The organism is Rhodococcus sp. MSC1_016 (assembly GCF_023667485.2).
GTDB lineage: Bacteria > Actinomycetota > Actinomycetes > Mycobacteriales > Mycobacteriaceae > Rhodococcus_F > Rhodococcus_F oxybenzonivorans.
Genome location: NZ_JAMOZI020000001.1, coordinates 2,493,559 through 2,519,151, shown reverse-complemented (window position 1 = coordinate 2,519,151; position 25,593 = coordinate 2,493,559). Strand labels below are relative to the sequence as shown.

The window sequence follows — 25,593 nt, the reverse complement described above, 5'->3', positions numbered from 1 at the left end:
CAGGTCTCGATCCGCCCGATTGCTCGCCGCCCAGCCGAAGGACGGCACCCGATGAGCCGTCGGATGATGGTCGCGGCCGTCCTCTCGGCGGTCGCGCTGGCCGTCGCGGTGACGGCGTCCGTCGAGTGGCGGATGTGCCGAACAACCTTCGGCCCTACGGAGTTGGCGTTGTTTCTGACGGTCGGTGGGGTGTTCGTGGCGGCGGGTCTGGTCGCGGGCCGGCACCGGCCGGCGGACACTCTGGGAAGTCTGCTGGTGGCGGCCGGGTTGCTCTGGATGACGAAAGGTCTTCGGCTGTCGTCGATTCCGGTGCTGTTCACCACCGGCACGGTCTTGACCAACATGTATATACCGGTGCTGATCCAATTGGTGTTCAGCTTCCCCTGGGGGCGGTTGCACCACCGGTGGGAGCGTCGGTTCCTCGGCGGGTGCTACGCGTATTACGCGGTGTCCGTGGTCTGCGAGCTGGCCTTCCTGGACACCCGCCGCGTCGATTCCACCCATCCACCCGGGTTGAACCTTCTCCTGGTACGGGACGACCCGACGGTCTTCGCAGCGATGCAAGTCGTCTTCGGAGTCGGGGGAATGGCGATCGGTCTGGTGCTGATCGGTGTTCTCCTCGCGCGGTGGCGTTCGGGTACGCGGGCATACCGGGCCGCCGTCGCACCGTTGTGGTTCGCCGCGCTGCTCGGTACCGCCGCCACCGCCTGGACCCCGCTCGCCTCGGTCTGGGTGCAGGGTCCACAACAGGCGTGGACCCTGCTTCTGCGGTATCCGTCGACTGCGCTGATCCCGCTCGCCGTGTTGGTGGGGCTGTGGCGATACCGAGTCACCCGGGCTGCGGTGCGCAACCTGTCGATCGACCTCGGCGCCGCCCCGTTCGGTGCGGGCGTGGTCGACGCCCTGCGTGAGGCACTCCGCGACCCCAGCCTGGTGGTGTGGTGGTACTCCCGCGCCCACGACGGATATGTGGATGCCCAGGGACGACACCAGGTCCTTCCGCGCAGAAACGATCCCCGGGAGGCGACCACTCTCATCCACGACGGAGTTCTGATCGGGGCCTTGGTGTACGACAAGGCGGTCGCCGATCAGCCGCGGCTTCTCGCGGAGGTGCGCACCGCCACCAGCCTGGCGCTCTCCACTCGGCGACGGGACGACGCACTGGGGCAGCGTCGTCGCGCGGTGTCAGCACGGGACTACAGGTAGCGCGAGGGACGCGGTCCCGTCACGCAGTCGGTACCGACAGAGCAGGTGAGCGACCCGACGGCGACAGGGAGGTGGCCCAGTCGCCGAACGCCATCGCAGTCGATCCGGCGGGCAGCGGCGCCGCCTGTCGCCGATCGGCCAGTACGACCAGCATTCGTGCGGCGCGCTGCACGCTCACGTGGTGATGCCGGGAGACATCCAGCAGTTCCTCGAATGCTTCGGCGTCGCCATACCCGCGGCTGGCGATGAGAATGCGCTTCGCCGCGGCGAGAATTTCGCCGGGGCCGGGCGGGGCCTTCGAGGTGGTGGGTTCCGGGGAAGGACGCAGACGGAGTGGAGTGCTCATACAGCGGCAACGGACAGGGCGGTGGCCAGAAGGACAATCAGTCCCACGGACGCTCCCACCAGCAGCGAGTCGGTAAGGACGCCGCTGCCCACACCGGAGACAAGGCACACGAAGCTCGCAAGGGCAACATTCCCGAAGTCGGCTTTCGCTGCGACGATCGATCGGCGCGACTCGGGGGTGAGCGTGTCGCGATCGAGGGCACTGGAGTGCATACAACCTCCTGGGCAGAGTGCAAAGGACAAAACTCGGCGCACGCCGAATACGCGGCAAAGTCACCTGAGTTGTGGTCCCTTTCTCTGGAGACCGAAATGTGACGTCCCTCGCCACTTCCTCGGTGAGTGAGAAATGTCATAAACAGGACGCCTGGACCTTTATAGCGCACACGGGCACCGTATGTCACCTGGACATTTGTCCAGTAGATGCGGCGCCGTTTCGGTGTGCGTCGCCGCGGGTACCGACACGACATGGATTTCCCACGCACCGCGGTCGTCACCGGCTCCGATTCAGGAATAGGTCGCGCAGTGGCGGTGGCCCTCGCGGCAGCAGGGGTGAACGTCGGTATCACCTATCACACCGACCGGGACGGTGCGAACAACACGGCCCGGGAGGTCCGCGACAACGGTGCCGACGCGTACGTCCGCCACCTCGACCTGACCGACCTGCCGAACTCCAGTGCCGTCATCGACGAACTCGCCGCCGAGCTCGGCGGCGTCGACGTGCTGGTGAACTGTTCCGGCACCGGTACCGCGGTGCCGGTCATGGAGATGGATTTCGCGACGTGGCGCGAGGTGCTGTCGGTCAACCTGGACGGCGCTTTCCTGTGCACGCAGCGCGCCGTCCGGCACATGATCGATGCCGGGCGCGGTGGCCGCATCATCAACATCACCAGTGTCCACGAGCACGCACCCAAGTTCGGGGCTGCCCCGTACTGCGCGTCGAAAGCGGGGCTGGGCGGGTTGACGAAGGTACTGGCGCTCGAACTGGCGCAGTACGGAATCACGGCCAATTCGGTGGCACCCGGCGAAATATCTACGCCTATGACGGGACAGACGGACGAGGAGCCCCGTGCGAAGGATCGGCCGGGCGTCCCCGGGCGCCGTCCCGGCGACGCGCGGGAAGTGGCCGCCGTCGTCTCGTTCCTCGCGTCACCCGAGGCGAGTTACGTCACCGGGTCGTCCTATGTGGTGGACGGCGGAATGCTCCTGATGGGGCCGGAGGCCAACGCCCGCTTGCAGAGCGGGGAATGGACGGTCGCATCGGGGAACGCCTGAACTATGATGCCTGACTCACCGAGGACATGTGGAAGTCGGGAATCCGCAACGGCGGCATGGCTGTTCGGGTGAACCAATCCTTCCATTCCCGCGGCAGCGTGCGTTCGGTGGCCCCGGCCTGGGAGACCCTTCGGAGCAGATCGAGGGGGCTTTCGTTGAAACGGAAGTTGTTCACGGCGCCCGTCACCTTCCCGTTCTCGACGAGGTAGACACCGTCACGGGTCAGCCCGGTCAGCAACAGGGTCGCCGGGTCGACCTCGCGGATGTACCACAGGGTGGTCAGCAGCAGCCCGCGTTCCGTCTCGGCCACCATCTGATCGAGCGACAGCGAACCGCCCGCGTCGAGAATCAGGTTGTCCCCGGGCACGGTGACCTCGGCGCCGAACTCCCGGGCCGCCGCACGCGGATAGGCGAGTGCATGGACCGAGCCCTCCCGCACCCAGTCGACGCGGCCGGCGTTCAAACCGTTGTCGAACACCGACACCGATTCGGAGGACGATCGGGTCGCGACGAACGGGGCGTATTCCAGGCCCAGTGCCGCGGGATCGGAGGTGAGCGTGAGAGGGAGCGCGGAGAGGCGTTCGCCGATTCGGGTGCCGCCGGGCGCCGACAACGCGGAGTGCCCTTCCTCCGCGGCCCTGCCCTCCATGGTCCACATGAGATAGATCATCAGATCTGCCACGGCCGACGGCGGAAGAAGAGTTTCGTAGCGGCCGGCGGGTAGCTCCACCCGGGTGCTCGCCCAGTCGAGGCGAGTGGACAACTCCTCGAGCATCTTCGTGCCGGGGACGTCGGTGAAGTCCTTGGTGCTCGTGCCCACCCACGCGCTGGCGTCGCCGCGTTTGGCATTGATCTCGACGGACCCGGTGGGCTGGACGAATCGGCGCCGGATTCCGGTGGAGGTCCCGAGCCAGGTGGTGTGCAGTTGGTGATGGGCGAAGCCGTAGAGCTGATCGCTGCCGTCGAAGCCCATTGCAAGGTCCTGGGCGAGTTGCTCGAACGCGCCGATCTCGGTGACGGCGGCCGTCTCCTCCCACTGCGGGTCGGTGTCGGTCGCGGCGAGGAGCGGCATCGCGTCGGAGGCGGGACCGGCGGCGCGAGCGGCAGATTCGGCCGAACGGACGACGCCGTCGATGTCCGCGGCGTCCATCGAGGCCGAGGTGACGATCCCGACCTTCGCCTCGTCACCGTCCCGGACGATGGAGACCACCGTCCAACTGCGTGACGTCGAGAGGCCGTTGGTGGTCATCGAGTTGCCGGCCCACCGCAGGGCGGCCTCGCTGGCGTCGGTGACGAGAACGATGGTGTCGTCCACCGTGGCGCGGGCGAGGACCTGCTCGACGAGTTGCTGCGGGGCGATCATCGGGCACCTTCCGTCCGGGTGTTCAGTACGTTGACGCCGCGGAACAACGCGGACGGGCAGCCGTGGCTGACAGCCGCGACCTGACCGGGTTGCGCCTTGCCGCAGTTGAACGCGCCGCCCAGTTGCCAGGTGGAACGTCCCCCGAGGGCCTCCAGCGACCCCCAGAAGTCGGTGGTGGTCGCCTGATACGCGACGTCGCGTACCTGCCCGTCGATCCTGCCCCCGCGGATGCGGTAGAACCGCTGGCCGGTGAACTGAAAGTTGTACCGTTGCATGTCGATCGACCAGGACTTGTCGCCGACGATGTAGATCCCGTCCTCCACGCCGGAGATGAGGTCCGCGGTGCTGCGATCGGTGTCCGGGTCGGGCTGGAGCGACACGTTGGCCATGCGCTGAATGGGCACGTGATGGGGTGAGTCGGCGTAGGAGCACCCGTTGGACCGGTCGAGGCCCAGTCGTGGCGCGAACGCCCGGTCGAGTTGGTAGCCCACCAGCACACCGTCCGCCACCAGGTCCCAAGATTGCGTTTCGACGCCCTCGTCGTCGTATCCGACGGTGGCCAGGCCGTGGGGTTCCGTCCGGTCCGCGGTGACGTGCATGATCGGCGTCCCGTACCGCAGGGTGCCGAGCTTGTCGGGTGTGGCAAACGAGGTGCCCGCGTATGCGGCCTCGTACCCGATCGCCCGGTCGTATTCGGTGGCGTGCCCGATGGATTCGTGGATCGTCAACCACAGGTTGGTCGGGTCGATCACCAGGTCGGTGGGTCCGGCCACCACGGTCGGGGCCTTCACCTTCTCGGCCAGTAGTTCCGGGAGTTCGGCGAGTTCGGTGGTCCAGTTCCACGTGTCGTCGGATCGGAGGTATTCCCAGCCGCGGCCGACCGGGGGCGCGAGCGTGCGCATGGTCTCGAACACCCCTGCCGACTGGTCCACGGTGGTGGCCTCGAGTTGCGGGTGCAGGCGCACCCGCTGCTGCACGATGAAGGAGCCGGCGAGGTCGGCGTAGAACGTCTGTTCTTTCACCTGCAGGCACTCTGCGGTGACATGGTCGACACCGTCGGTCGCGAGCAACCGGTGGGAGTACTCGCCGAGCAGCGAAATCTTCTCTGCGGTCGGCACTTCGAATGGGTCCACCTCGTACTCCGACACCCACTGGGCCTCGGCGTACACCGGCTCGTCGGCGAGTTCGACGTGTTCCCGGTTCAGTCCGCGCAACGCCCTGGCCACCGCGACCGCCTGCTCCGCCGTTGCCGCAGCGGTGGCCGGGGTGAGCTCGGCGTGCGAGGCGAACCCCCACGTGCCCTCCACCACCACACGGACCGCGAAGCCCACCTCGTTGGTGTCGACCGCCGCCTGAACCTTGCCGTCGCGCAGCCGAAGAGACTGGCTGGTCAATCGGTGAACCCGCAGATCGGCGTGGGAGGCGCCCGCCGCGCGCGCGGCGCCGAGTGCGGCGTCCGCCAGCACACGCAGAGGGAGGGCGAGGAATTCCGGATCAACCTGTCGTGGAGCCGTCACGGGGACCACCGTAGTCGGAAACTCAGCCGAACTGTTGCCAACCCAGCCGCAGCACCATGCCGATGACCACCACCAGCAGCGTGATTCGGACGAATCCGGCACCCTTGCTCAACGCCATGCGCGAACCGACGACCGCGCCCAGCGCATTGCACACCGCCATGCCGAGGCCCAGCGCCCACAACACGTTTCCACTTGCCGCGAAGAACGCCAGCGCACCGAGGTTGGAACCGAGATTGATCACCTTCGCCATCGCGGCGCTGCGCACGAACTCGGTGCCGAGGAACGTCGCGAAGGTGATGATGAGGAAGGTTCCGGTGCCGGGGCCGAACAGCCCGTCGTAGAACCCGAGCAACCCGCCGGCCAGCAGTACGACGGCGACCATCTTCCGCTGCGTCGGCGGATCCTTCGCCAGGGTGATGCCGAGTTGCGGCCGTGCGGTCACGAACACGGCGACACCGACGAGAACCACCATGATCAGCGGGATGAAGACGTCCTTGTCGATGCGGGTCACCGTGGCCGCGCCGAGCGCGGACGTCGCCGCAGCAAGGAGACCTGCGGGGATCAGTAGCCGCCACGCCATCCGGACGCGCCGTGCGAAGGTCACGACGGCCGCGAAGGTGCCGGTCACCGCGGTCAGTTTGTTCGTGCCCAACGCGACCTGGGGCGTCAGGTGCGGGGCGACGAGGAACAGCGCCGGGATCAGGATCAACCCGCCGCCGCCGACCACGGCGTCGACCCAACCAGCGGCTGTCGCGGCGATCAGCAGCAGGCCCCAATCGCTGGCGGTCACCGCCGAGTCGCTGCCGCGGACGGAGTGGGCGAATTTCTGCGGACCAGCGATCGTCGGGGCACGGCTCACCATAGTAGGAGTGGGCACGGTCCCTACCTGCGTTCGGGCGCAGCGACCGCACAGCTACTGTGGCGACCATTTTCGGATGCAGTGCTGAAGGAGTTGAGCGACACGATGTTCCGGAGCTGCTAGAGGCGGCCGCCGAGGATGAGATTCCAGTAGATCCGCGGTAGCGCGTAACGGTCGAACGCCCAGGCTGTGCGGCGCGGCTTCAGTGGGTCGATGAACGAGGGAAGGGACGAGGCCACCGAACCGGTGCGGTCGAACTCGCCGGCGATGAGTCGCCGCGAGCTGATCGTGATGGGGGCGACGGTGTATCCGTCGTAGTCGCTGAGGGCTCCTCCCCGCCTGGTAGCGAGCAGATTGTCCACCAGTATCGAAATCTGCTGTCGCAGAGCACCACCGGACGGGTCGGTGTCGACGGCGGCTCCGTCTCCCGCCGCCCAGACGTTCGGGTGCGCGTGATGCCGGAAGGTGTTCGGATCGATGTCGACGAGTCCGTGCGGATCGTCCCCGGTCAGGTTCGACGTCTCGAGCCAGCGCGGGCCCCGGAAAGGCGGCACCAGGTGGAGCATGTCGTACGACAGGTGCTCGGGGGTCCCGTCCGAGTCGGTCACGGTGATCGCGCGCTCCTCCGGTTTCAGCTCGGTGACCGTGGTGCCGTGCAGCACGCGAACGCCGAGGTCGCGGAGGTGGTTCAGGAGCCTGGCGTCGAGGTCCGGAACACCCAACAGCTGGGGGCGGTCGATGACCAGCGTGATGTCGACACCCGGCAGCCGTCCGGTGTGCTGCCAGTGCGCGGCGGCCAGGAACAGCGGTTTGACGGTGGTTCCGGTGCAGCTGACCGGTGGGCGCGGCACGGTGAACACCGCGTGCCCTCCGGCCGGCATCGCCTGCACCAGCTTCCACGTCTCCTCGGCGCGGTCCACATAGTTGCTCGCCACCGCGGAAGTGTGCAGTGCCGCGTCGATACCCGGCAGGGCATCGGTGTCCGGCACCAGGCCGGGCCCCAGCACCAGGTCGGTGTACCCGTAGGTCCGTCCGGACGCGCACCGCACGGTTTTCGCCGCCGCGTCGACGACCAGGGCCGTGTCCTGAAGCCAGGTGCACCGGTGCGGAGTCACCGATCGTTGGGTGCGTTCTGCGCTCCGGAGGGATGCCTGTCCGCCGCCGACGTAGGACAGCAACGGGCGGTAGGTGTGCACGCGCTGCGGCTCCACCACAGCGACGTCGGTGATGCCGCGGCGGATCAGCCGCCCTGCCGCACTGAGTCCGGCGTTGCCGCCGCCGATGATCAGCACATCGAAGGATTGGTCACTCTCGCCGCCGTTGGCATTCATTCTTCGGGCAGTACCCGGGACGGAAGGCCGGCAACCATCCAGGACATGAGGTCCCTGGCGGTGGCACGTGCTCACCTCGTGGGTCCGCACTACCTACGCTGTGGTCATGCGAAGGTTCAGCCTGTGGCTGCGAGGCAAGCCGACGGTCGCGGACTCCATGCTGGCGGCGATTCTGTTCACGCTCGAGGTGTTCGCGTTCGCGGCGTCCGACGATCGGCCGCCGTGGGTGCAGTTGTTCATGGGTTTTCTGGTGTGCGTGCCGATCGTGTGGCGCCGCCGCTATCCGCGTGCGGCTGCCGGCGCCATCCTGCTGGTCTCCATCACCGTCACCTTCGTCAGTTATTCGCTCGGTGACGTCGATGCCGAGCATCCCGCCCTCCTCGCACTCGCCGTCGCCCTCTACACCCTCGTTGCGTATGTCGACCGGCAGACGGCGGCCGTCTACGCGGTCGGGTTGGTCGTCGACTCCGCTCTCTCCATCTGGTTGCTCGACCAGCGGGTAATCGAAATCGGTCTGTATTCCGCGCTGATCTACGCGCTGTCCTGGATCACCGCGGAATTCCTGGGTGCCCGCCGGGCCTACGACGAGGAAGTGGCGGCGCGGCTGGCGGTCGCCGACTACGACCGCGACCGCCGTGCCGAGGACGCGGTGGCCGCGGAGCGCACGCGCATCGCCCGGGAATTGCACGATGTGGTGGCACATGCCGTGAGTGTGATGATCGTTCAGGCGGATGGTGCGTCGTATGCGATGACGAAAAATCCGGCGGTGGCGAAACAGGCGCTGACCAACATTGCGAGCACCGGGCGGGAGGCGCTTGCGGAATTGCGGCGCACGGTGTCGCTGCTGCGGACCGAACCCGCCGTCGACGACATGCCCCAGCACGGGACCGCTGGTCTCGCCCGGGTGGTCGACATGATGCGCAGCGCTGGTTTGCCGGTCGAACTCGAACTGACCGGGGAGCTGGACGACATCAGCCCTGCCGTCAGCCTGGGCATTCATCGGTTGGTGCAGGAGTCGTTGACCAATGTGTTGCGCCACGCGGGGGAGCGTCCCCGGGCCAAGGTCAGGGTTCGCCGCCGTGAAGTCGACGTGCTCGTCGAGATCACCGACAACGGCAACGCAACCGAAAAGTTCACACTCGGTTCGGGCAATGGATTGCTCGGCATGCGGGAACGCGTGGCCGTGCTGCACGGCACCCTCGAGGCGGGTCGGCAGACCGACGGAAGCTGGCGGGTGACCGCGGAGTTACCGCTGCAGCTCGAGGACTGAACCCGGCGGATCAGTTAGCCCTTGACCTAAGTGTTCTGTCGGTGATACTTTGCCTTATGGCTCAGTATTCGGAGCAGTTGGACGGCATCTTCCAGGCACTCGCCGACCCCACCCGCAGGGCAGTGTTGACCCGACTCGGCGAAGGGCCGGCGAGTGTCGGCGAATTGGCGAAACCGTTCGACATGGCATTGCCATCATTCATGAAGCACATCCGTTTCCTCGAGGACAGTGGGTGGATCCAGACCCGCAAGCAAGGTCGCGTTCGCACCTGCGTGCTGGAGGAGGAGTCGATGATCACCGCTCAGGCGTGGCTGGCGGAACAGCGCGCCCTGTGGGATGGCCGCACCGACCGGCTCGCGCAGTTCGTCACTACTCGAGAAAAGGACAATCGGAATGAATCCGTCACTGATAGATGAGCTGGACCTGACGATATCGCGCGTCATCGAGGCGCCGAGGTCGGCTGTCTGGAATGCCTGGACCGACCCCGCCAGCTTCGAGCAATGGTGGGTGCCGGCTCCCGCCAAGTGTCGCGTCCTGGAGATGGACCTTCGCCCCGGCGGGGCGTTCACGACCCAGATCAGCGAGGACGGCGGTGATTTCGCGCCTCACATCAACGGATGCTTCCTCGCGGTCGACCATCTCGAGCGGATCGTCTTCACCAACTCCCTCGTCGGTGGATGGCGACCCGCAGAAAACCCGTTCATGAGCGCGATCATCACCCTCGCCGACCATCCGCAGGGCACCGAATACGTGGCCCATGTGATGCACAAGAACAATGCCGACCGGAACATGCACGAGGAAATGGGTTTCGCCGACGGGTGGGGCACCGTGATCGCGCAGCTGGCCGCACTGGTCGAGCGGTAGGGGAGCGCCCGGCGGGCGCATCGAACCGGCCGCCGTGGTGGAAGTGGCGCCGATGTCGATCAGTGCCCACACTGGAAGAGGTACCCCACCCGAGGACGTTGGGTGGGGCGAACCGTCAGGAGACCGCTATGGCCAACGAGAGACCGTTCGGATTCGATCCCGACGACCTCGACCGCGTGATTCGAGAAGCGAGTGAGGAGCTGCGCGGCTTCAAGGACAAGATTGTTCACTTCGTCGAGGCGGACGCCCAAATTCCCTGGACAGGCCTGTTCGCCGACATTGCCGCCAGAACGAAGCGTCCCGATCCCCGGCCGGAAACGACCGGCGACACCGGCGACGGCGTGTGGGCAATCTACAGCGTCGACGACGGCGGCGTCGCCCGCGTCGAGGAGGTGTACGCCACCGAACTCGACGCCCTCCGTGCCCACAAGCACAACACCGATCCGCGGCGATCGGTGCGCTTCCTGCCCTACGGCGTCACCGTCAGCGTCCTCGATCAGCCGAAGGAGCCGCCGACACCGGCAGCTGAGTAACGGACGCGTTTTCGTGGAGGTCTCGGTGGCCGCCTGCTCCTGGTGCGGGCAGGCCCATCGATACCCGCTGCTGTTCCTTCCACTGCAGAATCGGCTGCGGCGCAACTGTATCGGCATGCACGATCCCGGACGCCGGAGTTCGTGTGGGTTCGCTCTCCCGTAGCCAGGTCGGATCTGATCGTCGCCGAAGGATTGTCGACGCCGATGTCGTTCGATGGCAACGCAATTCACCGTGCATCGGCTCGTATCGCTACCTTGGTGTCGGAATCGCGCAGACGCATGGACGCGCGGACGTGGGAGACCAGACTGGCCGTATGAACGCTGGTCGCCGACTGACCTATGGCGCTGTGGCCGGCGATGATGCCAGCGCCTGGAAACTAGATCTAGCTCGCTCGCAATGTCAGCCCGATTCCGTCGGCGTTGACCAGTCGCAGCGAGTCCGAATGGATGCTGTAACCGGTCTCGCCGGTCAACGCCGCGAGTACGGCACGTTCGACCTCCGACACGTCCGGGGGGCACGCCATCCGGGTGGTCGCCCAGGGCCCGAACGCGATCGAACTCCGTCGCACGTCTGCGGTCCCGGTCATCCGGTTGCAGCCGGTGAAACCGGACGCGGAACCGTCGCCGGCGATCAGCAACTGCGGTGCCGTTCGCTCCAGCGCGGCTGTCGTCGTAACCGCGTCCGGGCTGATCAGTGCGGTGACCGTCCACGTGGTCCCGACGACGGGCCGATCCGGCCGGACGACCTTCTCGTCCGTCAAAGTTACCGACCCCGTGGGCGTGGTAAGGGTGAGCGTGTCGCCGCCGAGGGTCCAGCTCGGCTGCGCGTCCAGTAGGGCCGCCACCCAAGCGTCTGCGCCGGCGGCATCTCCCGGACACGCCATCAGGGTCATCGCGAGCGGACCTGCCTCCACCTTCCCGCCGGACAGGTCGACGTCGGCGCTGCCTTGATTGCATCCGGCGTCGACGGAGAGGCGTCCGGGGTCGGTGAAGTCCAGCACGAGCGGACCACCGCCGGGAATGGGATCGCCCTCGACGGTGGTGGAGACGAAGGTGCGGCCCACCGGGTCCGGGGCCGCGGTTGGCGCGTCTCCGCCGCAGGAAGTGAGCGAGGCGAACGTCAGGAGGCCGAGAACGATGGCGGTGGCGCGCATTCCTCGAGGTTAGACACATCGTCCGCATGTGGTAACAGCATGGGGTGACGCTCGTGCACGGAATCCCCACGGCCGCTGTGCACTCCTGCCGGACGGCCGATGCGCCCGACTGATGGGTTGGGGTATTCGCTGGTGTACGAGTGCGAGCGCGGGTCGGTAACGTACTTCTCGTGATCGGATCGCCTATCACGTCCGGTGCCGGAAATCGTCGCGCCGCTCATCGGTGTGTGGTGACGGTGACACCACCATGAAGGCCGCGGCACCGTCGGTCCGGCAGCAGGGCGCCGACTGCGTCATCGGAATGCGCGGATTGTCGAAATACTTCGGTGATCTCGTCGCCGTCGACGCGCTTGACCTCGATGTCCATCGGGGGGAGGTCTTCGGTTATCTCGGCCCCAACGGGTCGGGGAAGAGCACGACGATCCGCATGCTGTTCGACTTCATCCGTCCGTCCGCCGGAACCTACACCGTGCTCGGCGGCAGCGGCGCCGACCCGGCGATTCGTCGTCGGCTCGGCTACATCCCCGGCGAGCTCCGATTCGATCCCAAATACACGACGGCAGACCTGATCGCGTTCTACGGCCGGCTACGCGGGGGCGTCGACATGCCCTATGTTCATGAGCTCCTCGAACGTTTCGACCTCGATCCCATGCGGCCGATCGGACAGCTCTCCACGGGCAACCGCCGGAAGACCGCAATCGTGCAGGCCTTCATGCATCGGCCGGAACTGTTGATTCTTGACGAACCCACGGCCGGTCTCGACCCACTACTGCAACACGAATTCCACCAACTGATCGGTGACGTGAAAGGCGGCGGCACGACCGTGTTCCTGTCCTCACACGTCCTACCCGAGGTGGAAGCGCTCGCTGACCGCGTCGCAATCTTGAAGAAGGGCGCGCTCGTCACCGTCGCCGCAATCGACGAACTCCAGCGCCAAGCGCGCCAGCACATCGACCTCTACCTTGCCTGTGAAGCAAATGCCGAGCCGTTCGAGAAACTCCCGGGAGTCCTGAGCGCCACGTCGTCCGGAGCGGTGATCGCGCTCGTCATCGAAGGCAATGTCGCCGACGTCCTGAAGCACGCCGCGACGCTGCCGGTACGGAGAATCGTCACGCACGAAACCGACCTCGAGGACGTGTTCCTCAACCTGTATCGGGATCAGCCGTGAGGATCTTCGGGCGATTCCTCGAGGACCGGCGCCGATCAACGGTGTGGTGGTCGGGTGGAGTGGCCGCCTACGTGGCGGTCAACAATGCGTTCTACCCGACGATCAAGAACACGGCCGGCATCGAGAACCTCGTCAAGAACCTTCCGGACACCTTCAAGACACTGATCGGCTCGAGCGACCAGATCCTCATCACTTCCCCGGCGGGGTACCTACAGGGACGTGTGTTCGGCCTCATCCTGCCCGTCCTGCTGTTGGTCTTCGCCGTGGGAGCCGGTGCATACGCGATCGGTGGGAGCGAGGAGGACGGCACCCTCGAACTACTCCTGTCCAACCCGGTGACCCGCGGACGTGTCCTGATCGAACGATTTTTCGCCGTCGTCGCGCTCTCGACCAGTCTCGGGATCATTACCGCTGCAAGCCTTCTCGCCTTCTCCCCGCCGTTCGGTCTGCTCGAGGGTGTATCGATTCCCGGACTCGTCGCGGCGGTGTTCGCGGCGACTGCTTTCGGCCTCATGCATGGTGCGATCGCGTTTGCTGCCGGCGCCTGGACGGGTCATCGGTCAGTGGCGATCGCCACGGCCACGACCGTGGCCGTCGTGGGCAATCTTCTCAACGCCGTCGCGGCGGCGAGCGCGAGTTTGCACATCTTGCGCTTCGCTTCGCCCTGGCATTGGTACGGGGGCCGCAACATGCTTGCGCAGGGGATCGCGCTCGAGCCCTTCCTCGTTCCGATTGCCGTTTCCGTACTCTGCGCGGCAGTGGGTTGGTGGAGCTTTCGACGTCGAGATCTGCACTGACCACGGGGGTGATGCGAAACGAACATCATGGGCTAGGGGGACCAGGCGATAAGAGAGTCGGGTGCCGCCCACCGCCAGGCGCTTTGGCCTTTCCTACCCGGTTTCGAGAGTCACCTCGAAGGGTAATTGCGATGTATGGGTGCACCAGAAAGGGTCGACGGCCGGACCGCACCGGCCGGGCCTGACCGCGCAGGCACTCGCTCTCGCGGCACTACCACCGGCAGAGGCAGCCAGACGTCGGCGGCTCAGCCTGGCGCAGTGGCCCGTCCATCCAGGACAGCTCCTTCCGAAGCAGCATCGGGGCGGCTGCCACGAAGGCGCCCGCTTCCCCCCAGGCAACCGGCTGCCAAGACCGCGACCGTCTCCCGTGGCAGCGTCCCACGGAAGAAAATTTCGGCGTCACGCCCGACACGAACCGATGCCACCGCACCGTCCGCGGGCGCGCGCCGTCGGTCACATCCAGACAGCACCGCCTCCACCAAACGTGCGCGGGAACAGACCGGCATCGCGAAGCCGACGGCTCGGAAGCACCCCCGAAACACCGGGGCCCACGCACAAGCCCATTCCCGGTCCACCACGTCGGCCCATATCCGACCGCTCGACACGGCCTCGCGAGGGACGGAACACGGCCCGCTCTCCGATGCGGTCATCGAGTGGCTGAAGAACACAGTTCACAGGCTCCTGGACTCGGCGCGGGACCGCAGCGACACACTGACACAAAAGATTCAGCAGAGACTCCGAAAATTTATGGATGCTCTCGTCGACCCCGCCGCACATGGCAACGCGGGCCTCCTGGCCGGACTCGAAGCACTTCGCGCCGTCCTGACGGGTAAAAGTCCGGTGTGGGCGGCGACCAAGGCGCTGGTGTCCCGACTGAGCGGCAAGACCAAGATCATCATTGTTCTTCTTCTCATTCTCGGACTCCTGCTCGGGCCGGTGCTGCTCGTAGTCCTCCTCCTGGCTCTCGTTGTCGCGGCGGTGGTTGCGGCAGTGCGGGCCGCTGCCAAGTGACATCGCTGACCATCGATTGGGGAATGTTGCGGCCTTGCACGAGACGGTCATCGAGAAGAAGCCAAGGTCATGATCAAGGGTGTGCCCGAGTCCGCGGGTGAAAACACTCACCGGCGGACGAAAAACAAAGTGCGTCAACTTATTTCACACGTCAACTCGGTGCGACACGTGCTGTCCACCCGATGTGGACGCCGGACAGGACGCGGTCGGCGGGGGAGACGGACTCAACATCGCCGCCGAAACTGTCGTCAACGGAGTTCAGTGACGCTTGCGGCGGGGTGCGGGTTCGCGTTCGGTTTCCGATCCGCCGAGCACCTCACCGAGCGACTCTCCGACGGCCTCGAGCGCGCCCTTGGTCTTCGCCTTCGCACTGCCGCTGCCCTTCACATCGGAGACGAGGTCGGCCAGGCCTTCGGGTTCGCTGCCGATCTCGAGTCGGTTCACCGCCTCGGCGAAGCGCAGGTAGGTGTCGACGCTGGCGACCACGACGCGTGTATCGATGGTGAGCAATTCGATTCCGACCAGCGAGACTCGCACGTAGGCGTCGATGACCAGGCCCTTGTCGAGGATGGTGTCGACGACGTCGGCGAGGCTGCTCGAACTGGGGCCCCCTCCCGCTGTGGTCATCACTACGTCCTTCCCGGTCGCCTATCGGAGGTCTACTCAGCACCCCGTCTGCGGGGCCGCCGTCGCACCGGTCGATCCTCGGCCTGCTCGACCGGCTCGTCTCCCTCATCGCCATCGTCGCGGTCGTCCGGTGATGGGGCCGCCTTCGGCCGCTTCCTGCGCCCAAGAGCGCCCAGCGCGCCGAGCGCGTCGCCGGTGACGTTTCGCACCGTGCCCACGGTATCGCCGGTGACGTTTCCCACCGTGCCCACGGCGTCGCCGGTGACGTTTCCCACCGTGCCCACGGCGTCGCCGGTGACGTTTCCCACCGTGCCCACGGCGTCGCCGGTGACGTCTCCGGCCATGTCCGCGGTGTCCTCGACCAGCTCTTCGGCTGTCTCGAGGACCGCATCGTCTCCGGAGAGGAGCCGATTGTTCAAGGCGTCGATTCGGGCGGTCGTCGCGGTCATGGCCGCCACTTTCACGGCGTCGAGAAGTTGGCCACGCACCGATTCACTGAGCTCGGCGAACTCGGGCGAGGACCGGAGTAATTTGGCGGCCCGGTCAACCATTTCCTGGGGTCCCCCGGCGAGGCGGCCGGCCCCCGCAGCCGCGAGCAGAATTCCCAGTTTCTTCCGGTGACCTCGGCCCAACCAATAGCCCACCAGCACCGCTGCTGCGACCTGCACACGGGTCATCATCGTCGACTCCCTTCACCCGGATCGCCCATCTTTGGTCGGGGCCGGGCGACTCGGAGGTGGCCGCCCGGCGTACCCGAAGTCAGGCCCTGCCGCGGCGAACCACCCTCAACCCGGCTACCCGCAACGGACATCCTTCAAGCGGTCGAAAGGGGTGATTGAGTTCCCCCGGCATATCCGGGCGCGCACCGGCACAACCCCGACACGCCCACCAGAGACACCTCCAAGTGGGCGCGTTCTCACCGGGATCAGCGGGCGAAGCGCTGATCGATCGGAGGCAGAACGGTGGGTCCGAAATTGTTCACGATCGGCATCATCGCCTTGAACCAGGTACGGGCCGGTTCGGTGCCACCGAACAGATTGCCGTCACCGCACGAGCGCAACGGGCTGGTGCAGATCTGGCCGGGGGTGGGCGAGTCCCCGAACACGTAGACGCTGCCGGCCAGGTTGTTGGTGTACCCGAGAAACGCCGACGACATGTGAGACTCGGTGGTTCCAGTCTTGCCGGACATCGGCAGCTTCCAGCCGGCGCCGGCAGCTGCCGCCGACGCTGTGCCCCCGGGCAGGTCGTCCTTGCTGAGCGCGTTGGACAGGGTGTCGGCCAGGCCGGGGTCGATGACCTGCTCGCACGCCTGTTGGGTGAGCGGGACCGGCCGCCCCTGCCGGTCGACGATGGAATCGATCGGGGTCGGTGGGCACCACTTGCCGTGCGAGGCCAATGTCGCGGCAACATTCGACAGCTCGAGCGGATTGATCCACATCGGGCCCAGGGTGAAGGATCCCAGGTTTTGATCCTTGACCATGTCGGCCAGGCTCTTGTCCCCGAACCCGGAGGTGCCCGGTTCGGTGTAGGAGCGCATGCCCAGGCGCACCGCCATGTCCACCGTCGCATCCACCCCGGTGGTCTGGATCAGCTTCACGAAGGCGGTGTTCGGGGACTGGGCGAGGGCGTCGGTGACCGACAGTGCCCGCGGATACGGGGCGGCGTTCTGCACGCAGTAGGTCGCTGCCGGGCATCCTGGGGCACCGCCGTCGCCCATCCCACGAGCATCGAATCGGCCGGGCACATCCAGGATCGTGTTCAGCCGCAACCCTTTCTCCATCGCGGCGGCGGTGGTGAAGACCTTGAACACCGACCCGGCACCGTGCCCGGACAGCGAATAGGGCAACTCCTGCACAGTCTCGGCCGCGGCCGCGTCCAGACCGTAGTTGCGGCTACCCGCCATCGCGAGGACCCGGTGCTGGTCCTGCCCGGGCTGCACGACGTTCATCACGCTCGCAACATCCGGAAGTCTCGCATCGGCGTAGGACGACACCGCCGACTTCACCGATTGCTGCACGGCCGGATCCAAAGTGGTGCGGATCAGGAAGCCGCCCTTGTCGAGCTGCTCCCGAGACAGGCCGGCGTTCTGGAGGTACTGCAACGCGTAATCGCAGAAGAATCCGCGGTCGCCGGCGGCGATGCACCCACGGGGCAGATTGTTCGGCTTCGGCAGCACCACGAGCGGGGTGTCCTTCAGGGCGCGGATCTCGTCAGCCCGATCCGGAACATTCACGATCAGGGTGTCCAGCACGACATTGCGGCGTTCGATGACCCCGTCCGGGTTGGTGTAGGGGTTGAGCGCCGAACTGGACTGCACCATGCCCGCGAGCATCGCCGACTGCGCCAGGTTCAGGTCCTTGGCGTCGATGCCGAAGTACGTGCGGGCGGCATCCTGCACCCCGAAGGAGCCGTTGCCGAACGGCACCAGGTTCAGATATCGGGTGAGAATTTCCTCCTTGGAGAGTTCCTGATCGAGGGTCAGGGCCATCCGAATCTCCCGGATCTTGCGGACCGGAGTGGTCTCGATTGCCGCGCGGCGTTCGGCGTCGGTCTGGGCGACGACGTGCAGCAGGTAGTTCTTCACGTATTGCTGATTGATGGTCGAGGCACCCTGCTCGATCTGGCCACTCGAGGCGTTGGTGAAGAACGCACGCATCGTGCCCTGCCAATCCACGCCCTGATGCTGGCCGAACCGTTTGTCCTCGATGGAGAGGATCGCCAGTTTCATGTCGTTGGAGATCTGGTCGCTGGGCACTTCGAAGCGGCGTTGATCGTAGAGCCAGGCGATGGGGTTGCCGGCGATGTCGGTCATCGTGGTCACCGCGGGCACCACCCCGTCGGCCAGTTCCGCCGAGCTGTTTCCGACGCTGTCGGCTGCCCGGTTGGACAGGTAGCCGACGCTGGCGGCGGCCGGAAACAGGATTCCGGATAGCAGCACCCCTGCAGCCGCGGTGGCGCCGGCGAGTTTGGCAATAGTCTTCGAATCCAATACGGCACCTCATTCGGACGGTGCACCGGAACGCGAATCAACCGGTGCAAGAACGATTATCGGGCCAAGGGCAGAGTACGGGCGGGAATGACACACCTGCGGCGCCCTGACCGTGATCGTCACAAGAGTGGCGAGGCGTCAGTTCTCGCGGGGAGGGCGGCTGGTGACCTGTCACACCCGTAGCACGCAGGTGGTTCTGAGCACGGGCATCGGAGATACCGCCGCGGTCGAGGTCGGTGCTCGGGCACCGGCCGGCACGGACACCGGTCGTCCGAGGCGCTGCCCCTTGGTGCGGCGCCGCGCGAGCGCGCTGATCAGGACCGCCAGCGACGCGGACAATGCTGTCAGAGCCAGTTGCGGATGCGCCTCATCCGCCGGCAGGTCTGTGTCCGTCGTTCCGGCTTCGAACGCGCCGGGCGCGAGGGTTTCGGTGACGACGAGCAGCGCCGAACGCCGCCGCGAGAACTGCCGATCACCACGCACAGGGCTCAAGGTAACACCGCGGGTTGGGCGGGGTGGGGCATCGGACACTCCCGAACGTGTTCGGCGTGCTCGCTGCCAGTGAGGCCTGCCGGGATGGGTCGCCGAAGACGGCGATGTCGAGGACGTCGGAGTTCGGTGGGCGAGCTATTCCATCCCGCCTATCACGTCCAGCACGTCGCGGAGCGCGGAGACGGAGTGCGCGGGGAGGAAGGCGTCGCAGAACGGCAGCGCGGCCGCCATCGATCCGGCGAGGGGCCGGAAGTCGGGGTCACCGGCGCGGGGGTTGAGCCACACCAGTCGGTGGGCGCGGCGACGGACCCTGGTGAGGGCATGCGCCAGGTGCTTCGGGTCGTCGCTGTCCCAACCGTCGGACGCGATGATCACGACTGCCCCGCGCAGCGCGTTGCCGTGCGGGGACGCCAGCAGTTCGCTCACGCTGCCCGCGATGTGGGTGCCACCGAATCTGTCGACCACCTTGTCGTTCGCCTTACGGACCGCGGTCTCGGCGCTGCGGTGGGCGAGGACGGGGGTGAGCCGCGTCAGCGACGTGGAGAACGCGAACACCTCCGGCCTGCCCGCGGTCTGCCGTTGCACCGCCGCGCGCATGAGATGGAGATAGATCGCAGCGTACGGCTGCATCGACCGGCTCACGTCGCACAGCATCACGATGCGCCGCGGACGGCGCCGGGCACGGCTCCGCGCGAGAACCACCGGCTCCCAGCCCGTGGCTCTCGACAGGTTCATGGTGGCACGCAGGTCGATACGCCGGCCGCGGCGATGCACTTCGCGACGCCGGGTGCGACGGGACGGCCACGCGGCGGTGGCCTGTTCCAGCCAGGATCCGAGGAGCCGGAGGTCGCCGGCGTCGAATCGTGCGAAGGGCTCGTCGGCGCGAGCCACGAGCCTGCTGGGCAGGGTGTCCGGCACGGCGGTGAGCGCGTCGCGAAGGTCGTCCTCGCCGCTGTCGTCGCCGCCGGTCATCAACGGTCGTGTCACCCACGGCACGCCCTCGACGTCCTGCGCCTCACCGTGCCGGTCGCGACCGTCGCGGACACCGGCGAGGGCAGGCTCCCGTCCCGCAGCGGATCGCCGCGCATGCGGGTCCACGGACAGCACGGCGTCCTCGAAGACCGCGGAGAACACCGCGTCGAACGGCGCGAGGTCGTCGACGCGGTTGACGAGCGTCAGACGCGCCGACCAGTACAGCCGCGACCGCGAACTCGGCGGCGACAGGTGCAGCGCCTGCACGAACACCGCGGGGCCACTCGCCGAGACGACCACACCACGGGAGCGCAATCGGGCGACGAGTGCCACCGCGAACGCCGCGAGGTCGACGCCCTGCAGGACGCCCGACGCGCTCATCGCCTGCGGCGGCCCACCACGAGCACGACCACGATTCCCGCGAGGACGGCGGCGAGAATCGGCGCGTACCGCTTCCACGCCCCCGCCCCGGACAGCGCGAGGAGGTCCAGCGGAGCCGGTTCCGCGGCAGGCGGGGCAACGGAAAGGTTCGTGGTGCCGGCCGCCTCGGGCTCGGCCGTGGGCTCATCGCCAACGCCTCCGGCGAGCTTCGCTTCCAGCGACTCCGCGAACTGACCCATGAGTTTCTCCGACACCTGCTGAATCATCCCGCTGCCGAACTGCGCAAGTTTGCCGACGATCTTCATGTCGGTGTCCACGGTGACGCGGGTGCCGGCGCCGGTCTCGTGCAACTGCGCGATGATCGTCGCGGACGCGTTACCGGATCCGCGCGAGTCCCGACCGCGGGCGTCGATCACGGCGCGATGCTCCTGCGGGTCACGCTGCACGAACGTCGCCTTGCCCTTGAATTCACTCGTCACCGGGCCGACCTTGACCTTCACCTTCCCCAGGTAGTCGTCGCCTTCCCGCCCGGTCATCTGTGCCCCGGGCAGCAGCGGGGCAACCTCCTCGAGGTCGCTGAGTACCTCCCAGGCCTGCTCGATCGGTGCATTGACGGTGAACTCGTTGGCAATCTTCATGGCAGTTGCCTTTTCATCCGGTGGCCAGGACGTGCGCATAGTCGGTGAATGCGTCTTGAACTATTGTGCGGTCGTCAGGGGTCTTCGCGAGGGCACTCAAGCTTTGAATTGCGTCGTCGGGAACCAGATCCGCCACACCCAGGGCCGCGAGTGCGGACACCCAATCGATCGTCTCGGCGATTCCGGGCGGCTTGTCGAGATCGAGTTCACGGGCCCGGCCGACGAAGCGGGTGGCGTGCTCGATGAGGGGCGCCGTCGCCGCGGGGACCGTGCGGCGCACGATGGCGGCCGCCCGGGCCGGCTCCGGATAGTCGATCCAGTGGTAGAGGCACCGCCTGCGCAGCGCGTCGTGGAGGTCGCGACTCCGGTTGGATGTCAGCACGACGACGGGGTGCTGATCGGCCGTAAACGTTCCCAGTTCGGGTACGGTGACCGACGCCTCGCCCAGAAATTCGAGGAGGAGTGCCTCGAACTCGTCGTCGGCCCGGTCTATTTCGTCGATCAGCAGGACGGGCGGGGTCGGTCCCCGATATCTCACGCAATGGAGGATCGGACGCTCCAGCAGGAATTCCTCGGTGAACAGATCGTCCTCGGTCAGGCCGTCACCCCGCGATTCGGCCAGCCGGATGGTGAGCAACTGCCGCTGATAGTTCCAGTCGTAGAGGGCCTCGTTCGCGGTGAGGCCCTCGTAGCACTGCAAGCGGATCAGCGGGGCGCCGAGGACGGCCGCGAGAGCCTTCGCGGCGGTGGTCTTACCGACTCCTGGTTCGCCTTCGAGCAGGAGCGGACGGCTCAGCGCCGCCGCGAGATACAGAGCGGACGCGGTTCCGAAGTCGAGGAGGTAGTCCTCGGCATCGAAGCGCCGGATCACCTCCGCCACATCCGCGAACGGTGTCGTCATACCGCTTCCGTCCCCTGGGCGAACGAAGCCCGGCAACCCGGCCCGCAGAACCAGAAGTCGTCACCGCCGCGCCGCAGGTGGACAGTATCCGGCCGGATCGAGACGCGCATCCCGCACACCGGATCGACCGCTTCCGTCACCGCCGCCCGCGGAGGCGTATCGTCCTCGGGCGCACGTAGTCCCGCGGTGCGCAGTTCCTGCACCAGTTCCGCGGCGATCGACACCGCGATCTCCGCCGACGTCCTCGCCCCGATGTTCAGACCGACCGGGGTATGCACCCTTGCCCGCTCGGATTCGGTGAGACCCAGGGCGTCGAGGATGGCGCCGCCCCGGGTGCGGCTGGCGACGAGCCCGACGTATCCGACCCCGGCGTCGAGCGCCGCGCGGATGACGTCCGCCTCGGGTCCACCGTGACCGGCCAGCACCACGGCCGTCGTGCCCGTGAACTGTTCGAGACCGGCGTCGTCGTGCTCGACGGAGAACTCCAGCAATTCCGAAATGTGCGTCAACGCCTGCGCGATCGGTGTGGTGCCGTAAATCCGCACCACCGGCGGCGGCAGTTGCGGCTCCAGGAAGATCTCCATGGCGCCACCGGACAGGCACGGATTGACCACGACGGATGCGCCCGGCATCTCGGGGAACTGCACGGCCCCGTCAGGAAGGACCCGCAGCAGCACGCTCTCGTTGGTCTTCAACACACCCAGGGCGGCCGTGCGCACCGAGTTCTGCGCGCACTGACCGCCGACGAAACCCTCGATGGTCCCGTCCTGCAAGAGAATCGCCTCGTCACCGGTATGGCTGGACGTGGGTGGCTGCGCTCGCACCACGGTCGCATGGACGAACGGCCTGCGGTCGCGCACCAATTGCGCCGCACGCTCTTTCAGATCCATCGGGCCTCCTGCCGAGAGCCGGGCAATATTCAGATCGGTGGTGCCGCGCGGCCCTGCATGGCCTCCCACACCCGGGACGGGGTGAGCGGCATGTCGGCGTGCCGCACACCGAACGGGGCGAGCGCATCCACGACGGCGTTCACCACGGCCGGCGGCGACCCGACCGTCGCGGACTCGCCGATGCCCTTGGCGCCGATCGGGTGGTGGGGTGACGGGGTGACGGTGAAGCCGGTCTCCAGCTTCGGCACCTCCAGCGACGTGGGGATCAGGTAGTCCATCAGCGATCCGCCGAGGCAGTTGCCGTCCTCGTCGAATTCGATGATCTCCATCAACGCCATCCCGATGCCGTCGACGATACCGCCGTGCACCTGACCCTCGATGATCATCGGATTGATGCGGGTGCCGCAGTCGTCGACGGCGAGGAAACGCCGCACCTTCACCACCGCGGTGCCGGGATCGATGTCGACGACGCAGAAGTACGCGCCGTAGGGGTACGTCAGATTCTCCGGGTTGTAGCAGATCTGCGCGTCGAGTCCGCCCTCGATGCCCTCCGGCAGATCACCGGCGCCGTGTGCCCGCATCGCGATGTCCTGGATGGTCACCTTCGCCGACGGATCACCCTTCACATGGAATTCGCCTTTCTCCCATTCCAGATCCGCGACCGAGGCCTCGAGCATCCCGGACGCGATGATTTTCGCCTTGTCCCGTACCTTGCGGGCCACCAGCGCCGCGGCCGCGCCCGACACCGGCGTGGACCGGCTGCCGTACGTGCCGAGCCCGAACGGTGTGTTGTCGGTGTCGCCGTGCACCACGTCGATGTCGTCCGGTGGGATGCCGAGTTCCTCCGCGACGATTTGGGCGAACGTCGTCTCGTGCCCCTGCCCCTGCGTCTGCACCGACAACCGGAGGACGGCTTTCCCGGTGGGGTGGACGCGCAGTTCGCACCCGTCGGCCATGCCCAGGCCGAGAATGTCCATGTCCTTCCGCGGTCCGGCGCCGACGGCTTCGGTGAAAAACGCCATGCCGATACCCATCAGCTCACCGCGTTCGCGGCGTTCCTTCTGTTCCTCCCGCAACTGCTGGTAGCCGATCAGGTCCATGGCTTTGCGCAGGGTGGTCTCGTAGTCGCCGGAGTCGTACACCCAGCCGGTCTTGCTGGTGTAGGGGAACTGGTCGGGACGCAGCAGGTTCTTCAGCCGAAGCTCCGCCGGATCCATCTTCAGGTCGAACGCCAGGCAGTCGACGAGCCGCTCGACCAGATACACGGCCTCGGTGATGCGGAACGAACACGCGTACGCCACCCCGCCGGGCGCCTTGTTCGTGTAGACCGCCGTCATCGCGCAGTGCGCGGCCTCGATGTCGTAGCTGCCGGTGAAGACGCCGAAGAAACCCGCCGGATACTTCACCGGGGCCGCCGTCCCGTTGAACGCACCGTGGTCGGCCAGCACCTTCGTGCGGATCGCGAGCATCTTGCCCTCTTTGGTCGCAGCGATCTCGCCGACCATGATGTAGTCGCGGGCGAACCCGGTGCTCATCAGGTTCTCGCTGCGGTCCTCCATCCACTTCACCGGTTTGCCGGTCACCAGCGACGCGACGATGGCGCACACGTATCCCGGGTAGATCGGGACCTTGTTGCCGAAGCCGCCGCCGATGTCCGGGGACACCACCCGAATTTTGTGCTCCGGGATCCCCGAGACCAGGGCGTAGACCGTCCGGTGCGCGTGCGGGGCCTGCGACGTGGAGTACAGCGTCAACTTGCCGGACACCTTGTCGACGTCGGCGATCGCACCGCACGTCTCCATCGGCGCCGGATGCACCCTCGGGTAGACGATCTCCTGCTTGACCACCACGTCCGCCCTCGCGAACACGGCCTCGGTCGCGGCGGCGTCGCCTGTCTCCCAGTCGAAGCAGTGGTTGTCTGTTTTGCCGTCGAGATCGTCACGGATCACCGGTGCGTCGGGTGAGAGCGCCGTGCGGGCGTCGACGACAGGATCGAGCATGTCGTACTCGACGTCGATCAGCTCCAGCGCGTCCCGGGCCGAATAGCGGTCCTCAGCGATGACGAACGCGACCTCCTGACCTTGGAACCGCACCTTGTCGGTGGCGAGTACGGCCTGCACATCGTTGGACAGGGTCGGCATCCACGCGAGATTCTTCGCGGCGAGGTCGGCGCCCGTCACTACCGCGGTCACCTTCGGATGTTCCTGTGCCGCAGAGGTATCGATGCTCACTATCCGTGCGTGCGCGACCGGCGACCGCAGGATCGCCAGGTGCAGCATGCCGGGGAGGGTGATGTCGTCGACGTAATTCCCGAGCCCCCGGATGAAGCGGGGATCCTCCTTGCGGAGCATGCGGCCGTGGCCACAGGGTTTCTTGTCGTTGTCGATGATTTCGGCGTCGCCCGACGGCGGACGCGATTCGACGGTGGTCATGACTTACTTCCCGTGGTCGCGTGTTCTTCGACTGTCATCGGTGCGCCCTCGGCGCCCCGCGTCTTGTCCTCCTGGACCTCCGCGTCGAAGTCGCCGGCCGGTTCCGGCTCGGCGGCCTCGCCCGCCCGATGGTCCGCCGCCCACTGGATCGAGCGCACGATCGTGGTGTATCCGGTGCAGCGGCAGATCTGCCCGGAGATCGCTTCCCGGATGGTGGCCTCGTCGGGGCTCTCCTCCCGGTCGAGCAGTGCCCGCGCCGTCATCATCATGCCGGGGGTGCAGAACCCGCACTGCAGTCCGTGGCACTGCATGAAGCCCTGCTGGATGGGATCGAGTTCGCCGTCGTGTTCGAGTCCCTCGACCGTGCGGACGTCGTGCCCGCTCGCCATCGCAGCGAGCATCGTGCACGACTTCACCGGATCGCCGTCCACGGTGACGACACACGTACCGCAGTTGCTGGTGTCGCAGCCCCAATGGGTCCCGGTCAGGCCGAGCTGGTCGCGGAGGAAATGGACCAGCAGCATGCGCGGTTCCACCTCGGCGCTCACTGCCTCGCCGTTGACGGTCATGTTCACCTGCAT

The 25,593-nt window shown here is 66.8% G+C and carries 26 protein-coding genes; 9 read left to right on the top strand and 17 right to left on the bottom strand.

Going from position 1 to position 25,593, the window contains the following annotated elements; translation table 11 throughout:
* Positions 1-51: 51 nt before the first annotated feature.
* Complete coding sequence (locus tag L1080_RS11600) at positions 52-1,206, top strand: hypothetical protein (protein ID WP_250768427.1); 1,155 nt, start codon at positions 52-54, stop codon at positions 1,204-1,206.
* A gap of 19 nt (positions 1,207-1,225) precedes the next feature.
* Here the strand turns inward: L1080_RS11600 and L1080_RS11595 are convergent, their stop codons facing one another.
* Positions 1,226-1,552: an ANTAR domain-containing protein gene (locus tag L1080_RS11595; RefSeq protein ID WP_250768425.1), complete on the bottom strand. Its 327-nt coding sequence runs from the start codon at positions 1,550-1,552 to the stop codon at positions 1,226-1,228.
* Positions 1,549-1,764: a hypothetical protein gene (locus L1080_RS11590; RefSeq protein ID WP_250768422.1), complete on the bottom strand. Its 216-nt coding sequence runs from the start codon at positions 1,762-1,764 to the stop codon at positions 1,549-1,551. The genes L1080_RS11595 and L1080_RS11590 overlap by 4 nt, the downstream gene beginning before the upstream one ends.
* A gap of 252 nt (positions 1,765-2,016) precedes the next feature.
* Here L1080_RS11590 and L1080_RS11585 point away from each other — a divergent pair, with 252 nt between their 5' ends.
* Entirely contained in the window at positions 2,017-2,823 is an 807-nt protein-coding gene (locus L1080_RS11585; RefSeq protein ID WP_250768419.1) for an SDR family oxidoreductase, read from the top strand.
* A gap of 1 nt (position 2,824) precedes the next feature.
* Here L1080_RS11585 and L1080_RS11580 read toward each other — a convergent pair whose 3' ends face one another.
* The 4 genes from L1080_RS11580 to L1080_RS11565 form a co-directional block, all read right to left on the bottom strand.
* Entirely contained in the window at positions 2,825-4,186 is a 1,362-nt protein-coding gene (locus L1080_RS11580; protein WP_250768416.1) for a metallopeptidase TldD-related protein, read from the bottom strand.
* Positions 4,183-5,703 carry a TldD/PmbA family protein gene (locus tag L1080_RS11575; protein ID WP_159922097.1) on the bottom strand — a complete coding sequence of 507 codons (1,521 nt, stop codon included), beginning with the start codon at positions 5,701-5,703 and terminating at the stop codon, positions 4,183-4,185. Before L1080_RS11575 ends, L1080_RS11580 begins: the two co-directional genes overlap by 4 nt.
* A gap of 22 nt (positions 5,704-5,725) precedes the next feature.
* On the bottom strand, positions 5,726-6,493 hold the full coding sequence (locus L1080_RS11570) for a TSUP family transporter (protein WP_250768620.1): 768 nt from the start codon (positions 6,491-6,493) through the stop codon (positions 5,726-5,728).
* A 188-nt stretch (positions 6,494-6,681) separates the two neighbouring features.
* Positions 6,682-7,893 (bottom strand): NAD(P)/FAD-dependent oxidoreductase, encoded by a 1,212-nt coding sequence (locus tag L1080_RS11565; RefSeq protein WP_250768413.1) that lies wholly within the window; start codon positions 7,891-7,893, stop codon positions 6,682-6,684.
* 106 nt (positions 7,894-7,999) lie between these two features.
* On the opposite strand from L1080_RS11565, the gene L1080_RS11560 reads away from it, so the two are divergent.
* The 4 genes from L1080_RS11560 (at position 8,000) to L1080_RS11545 (ending at position 10,560) form a co-directional block, all read left to right on the top strand.
* Complete coding sequence (locus L1080_RS11560) at positions 8,000-9,163, top strand: sensor histidine kinase (RefSeq protein ID WP_159922101.1); 1,164 nt, start codon at positions 8,000-8,002, stop codon at positions 9,161-9,163.
* A 56-nt stretch (positions 9,164-9,219) separates the two neighbouring features.
* On the top strand, positions 9,220-9,579 hold the full coding sequence (locus L1080_RS11555) for an ArsR/SmtB family transcription factor (protein ID WP_250768410.1): 360 nt from the start codon (positions 9,220-9,222) through the stop codon (positions 9,577-9,579).
* Entirely contained in the window at positions 9,557-10,027 is a 471-nt protein-coding gene (locus L1080_RS11550; protein ID WP_250768407.1) for an SRPBCC family protein, read from the top strand. Before L1080_RS11555 ends, L1080_RS11550 begins: the two co-directional genes overlap by 23 nt.
* Positions 10,028-10,155: 128 nt before the next feature.
* The gene (locus tag L1080_RS11545; protein ID WP_250768404.1) at positions 10,156-10,560 is read left to right on the top strand and encodes a hypothetical protein; all 405 of its coding nucleotides are present in this window, start codon (positions 10,156-10,158) and stop codon (positions 10,558-10,560) included.
* Between the two features lie 383 nt (positions 10,561-10,943).
* Here L1080_RS11545 and L1080_RS11540 read toward each other — a convergent pair whose 3' ends face one another.
* Positions 10,944-11,714, bottom strand: coding sequence for an META domain-containing protein (locus tag L1080_RS11540; protein ID WP_250768401.1), 771 nt, complete (start codon positions 11,712-11,714; stop codon positions 10,944-10,946).
* A 247-nt stretch (positions 11,715-11,961) separates the two neighbouring features.
* Between L1080_RS11540 and L1080_RS11535 the strand changes: the two genes are divergently transcribed.
* The 3 genes from L1080_RS11535 (at position 11,962) to L1080_RS11525 (ending at position 14,690) form a co-directional block, all read left to right on the top strand.
* Positions 11,962-12,882, top strand: coding sequence for an ABC transporter ATP-binding protein (locus L1080_RS11535; RefSeq protein WP_250768398.1), 921 nt, complete (start codon positions 11,962-11,964; stop codon positions 12,880-12,882).
* Complete coding sequence (locus tag L1080_RS11530) at positions 12,879-13,679, top strand: ABC transporter permease subunit (RefSeq protein WP_250768395.1); 801 nt, start codon at positions 12,879-12,881, stop codon at positions 13,677-13,679. Before L1080_RS11535 ends, L1080_RS11530 begins: the two co-directional genes overlap by 4 nt.
* 747 nt (positions 13,680-14,426) lie before the next feature.
* Positions 14,427-14,690: a hypothetical protein gene (locus L1080_RS11525; protein ID WP_236603457.1), complete on the top strand. Its 264-nt coding sequence runs from the start codon at positions 14,427-14,429 to the stop codon at positions 14,688-14,690.
* Between the two features lie 258 nt (positions 14,691-14,948).
* Here the strand turns inward: L1080_RS11525 and gvpJ are convergent, their stop codons facing one another.
* The 10 genes from gvpJ to L1080_RS11475 form a co-directional block, all read right to left on the bottom strand.
* Complete coding sequence (gene gvpJ, locus L1080_RS11520) at positions 14,949-15,317, bottom strand: gas vesicle protein GvpJ (RefSeq protein ID WP_159922113.1); 369 nt, start codon at positions 15,315-15,317, stop codon at positions 14,949-14,951.
* A gap of 32 nt (positions 15,318-15,349) precedes the next feature.
* The gene (locus L1080_RS11515) at positions 15,350-15,994 is read right to left on the bottom strand and encodes a hypothetical protein (protein WP_250768617.1); all 645 of its coding nucleotides are present in this window, start codon (positions 15,992-15,994) and stop codon (positions 15,350-15,352) included.
* Positions 15,995-16,242: 248 nt separating this feature from the next.
* Entirely contained in the window at positions 16,243-18,291 is a 2,049-nt protein-coding gene (locus L1080_RS11510; RefSeq protein ID WP_374433190.1) for a transglycosylase domain-containing protein, read from the bottom strand.
* Positions 18,292-18,477: 186 nt separating this feature from the next.
* Positions 18,478-18,798: a hypothetical protein gene (locus L1080_RS11505; protein ID WP_250768390.1), complete on the bottom strand. Its 321-nt coding sequence runs from the start codon at positions 18,796-18,798 to the stop codon at positions 18,478-18,480.
* Positions 18,799-18,933: 135 nt separating this feature from the next.
* Positions 18,934-20,151, bottom strand: a complete 1,218-nt coding sequence (locus L1080_RS11500; protein WP_250768387.1) for a vWA domain-containing protein — start codon at positions 20,149-20,151, stop codon at positions 18,934-18,936.
* Positions 20,148-20,789 (bottom strand): SRPBCC family protein, encoded by a 642-nt coding sequence (locus tag L1080_RS11495; protein WP_250768384.1) that lies wholly within the window; start codon positions 20,787-20,789, stop codon positions 20,148-20,150. The genes L1080_RS11500 and L1080_RS11495 overlap by 4 nt, the downstream gene beginning before the upstream one ends.
* Positions 20,790-20,802: 13 nt before the next feature.
* Positions 20,803-21,690, bottom strand: a complete 888-nt coding sequence (locus L1080_RS11490) for an AAA family ATPase (protein ID WP_250768381.1) — start codon at positions 21,688-21,690, stop codon at positions 20,803-20,805.
* Positions 21,687-22,580: an XdhC family protein gene (locus L1080_RS11485; protein WP_250768379.1), complete on the bottom strand. Its 894-nt coding sequence runs from the start codon at positions 22,578-22,580 to the stop codon at positions 21,687-21,689. The genes L1080_RS11490 and L1080_RS11485 overlap by 4 nt, the downstream gene beginning before the upstream one ends.
* A gap of 29 nt (positions 22,581-22,609) precedes the next feature.
* A complete protein-coding gene (locus L1080_RS11480; RefSeq protein WP_159922127.1) occupies positions 22,610-25,012 on the bottom strand; it encodes an aerobic carbon-monoxide dehydrogenase large subunit in 2,403 nt (800 codons plus the stop codon).
* A complete protein-coding gene (locus L1080_RS11475; RefSeq protein ID WP_213572226.1) occupies positions 25,009-25,593 on the bottom strand; it encodes a (2Fe-2S)-binding protein in 585 nt (194 codons plus the stop codon). The genes L1080_RS11480 and L1080_RS11475 overlap by 4 nt, the downstream gene beginning before the upstream one ends.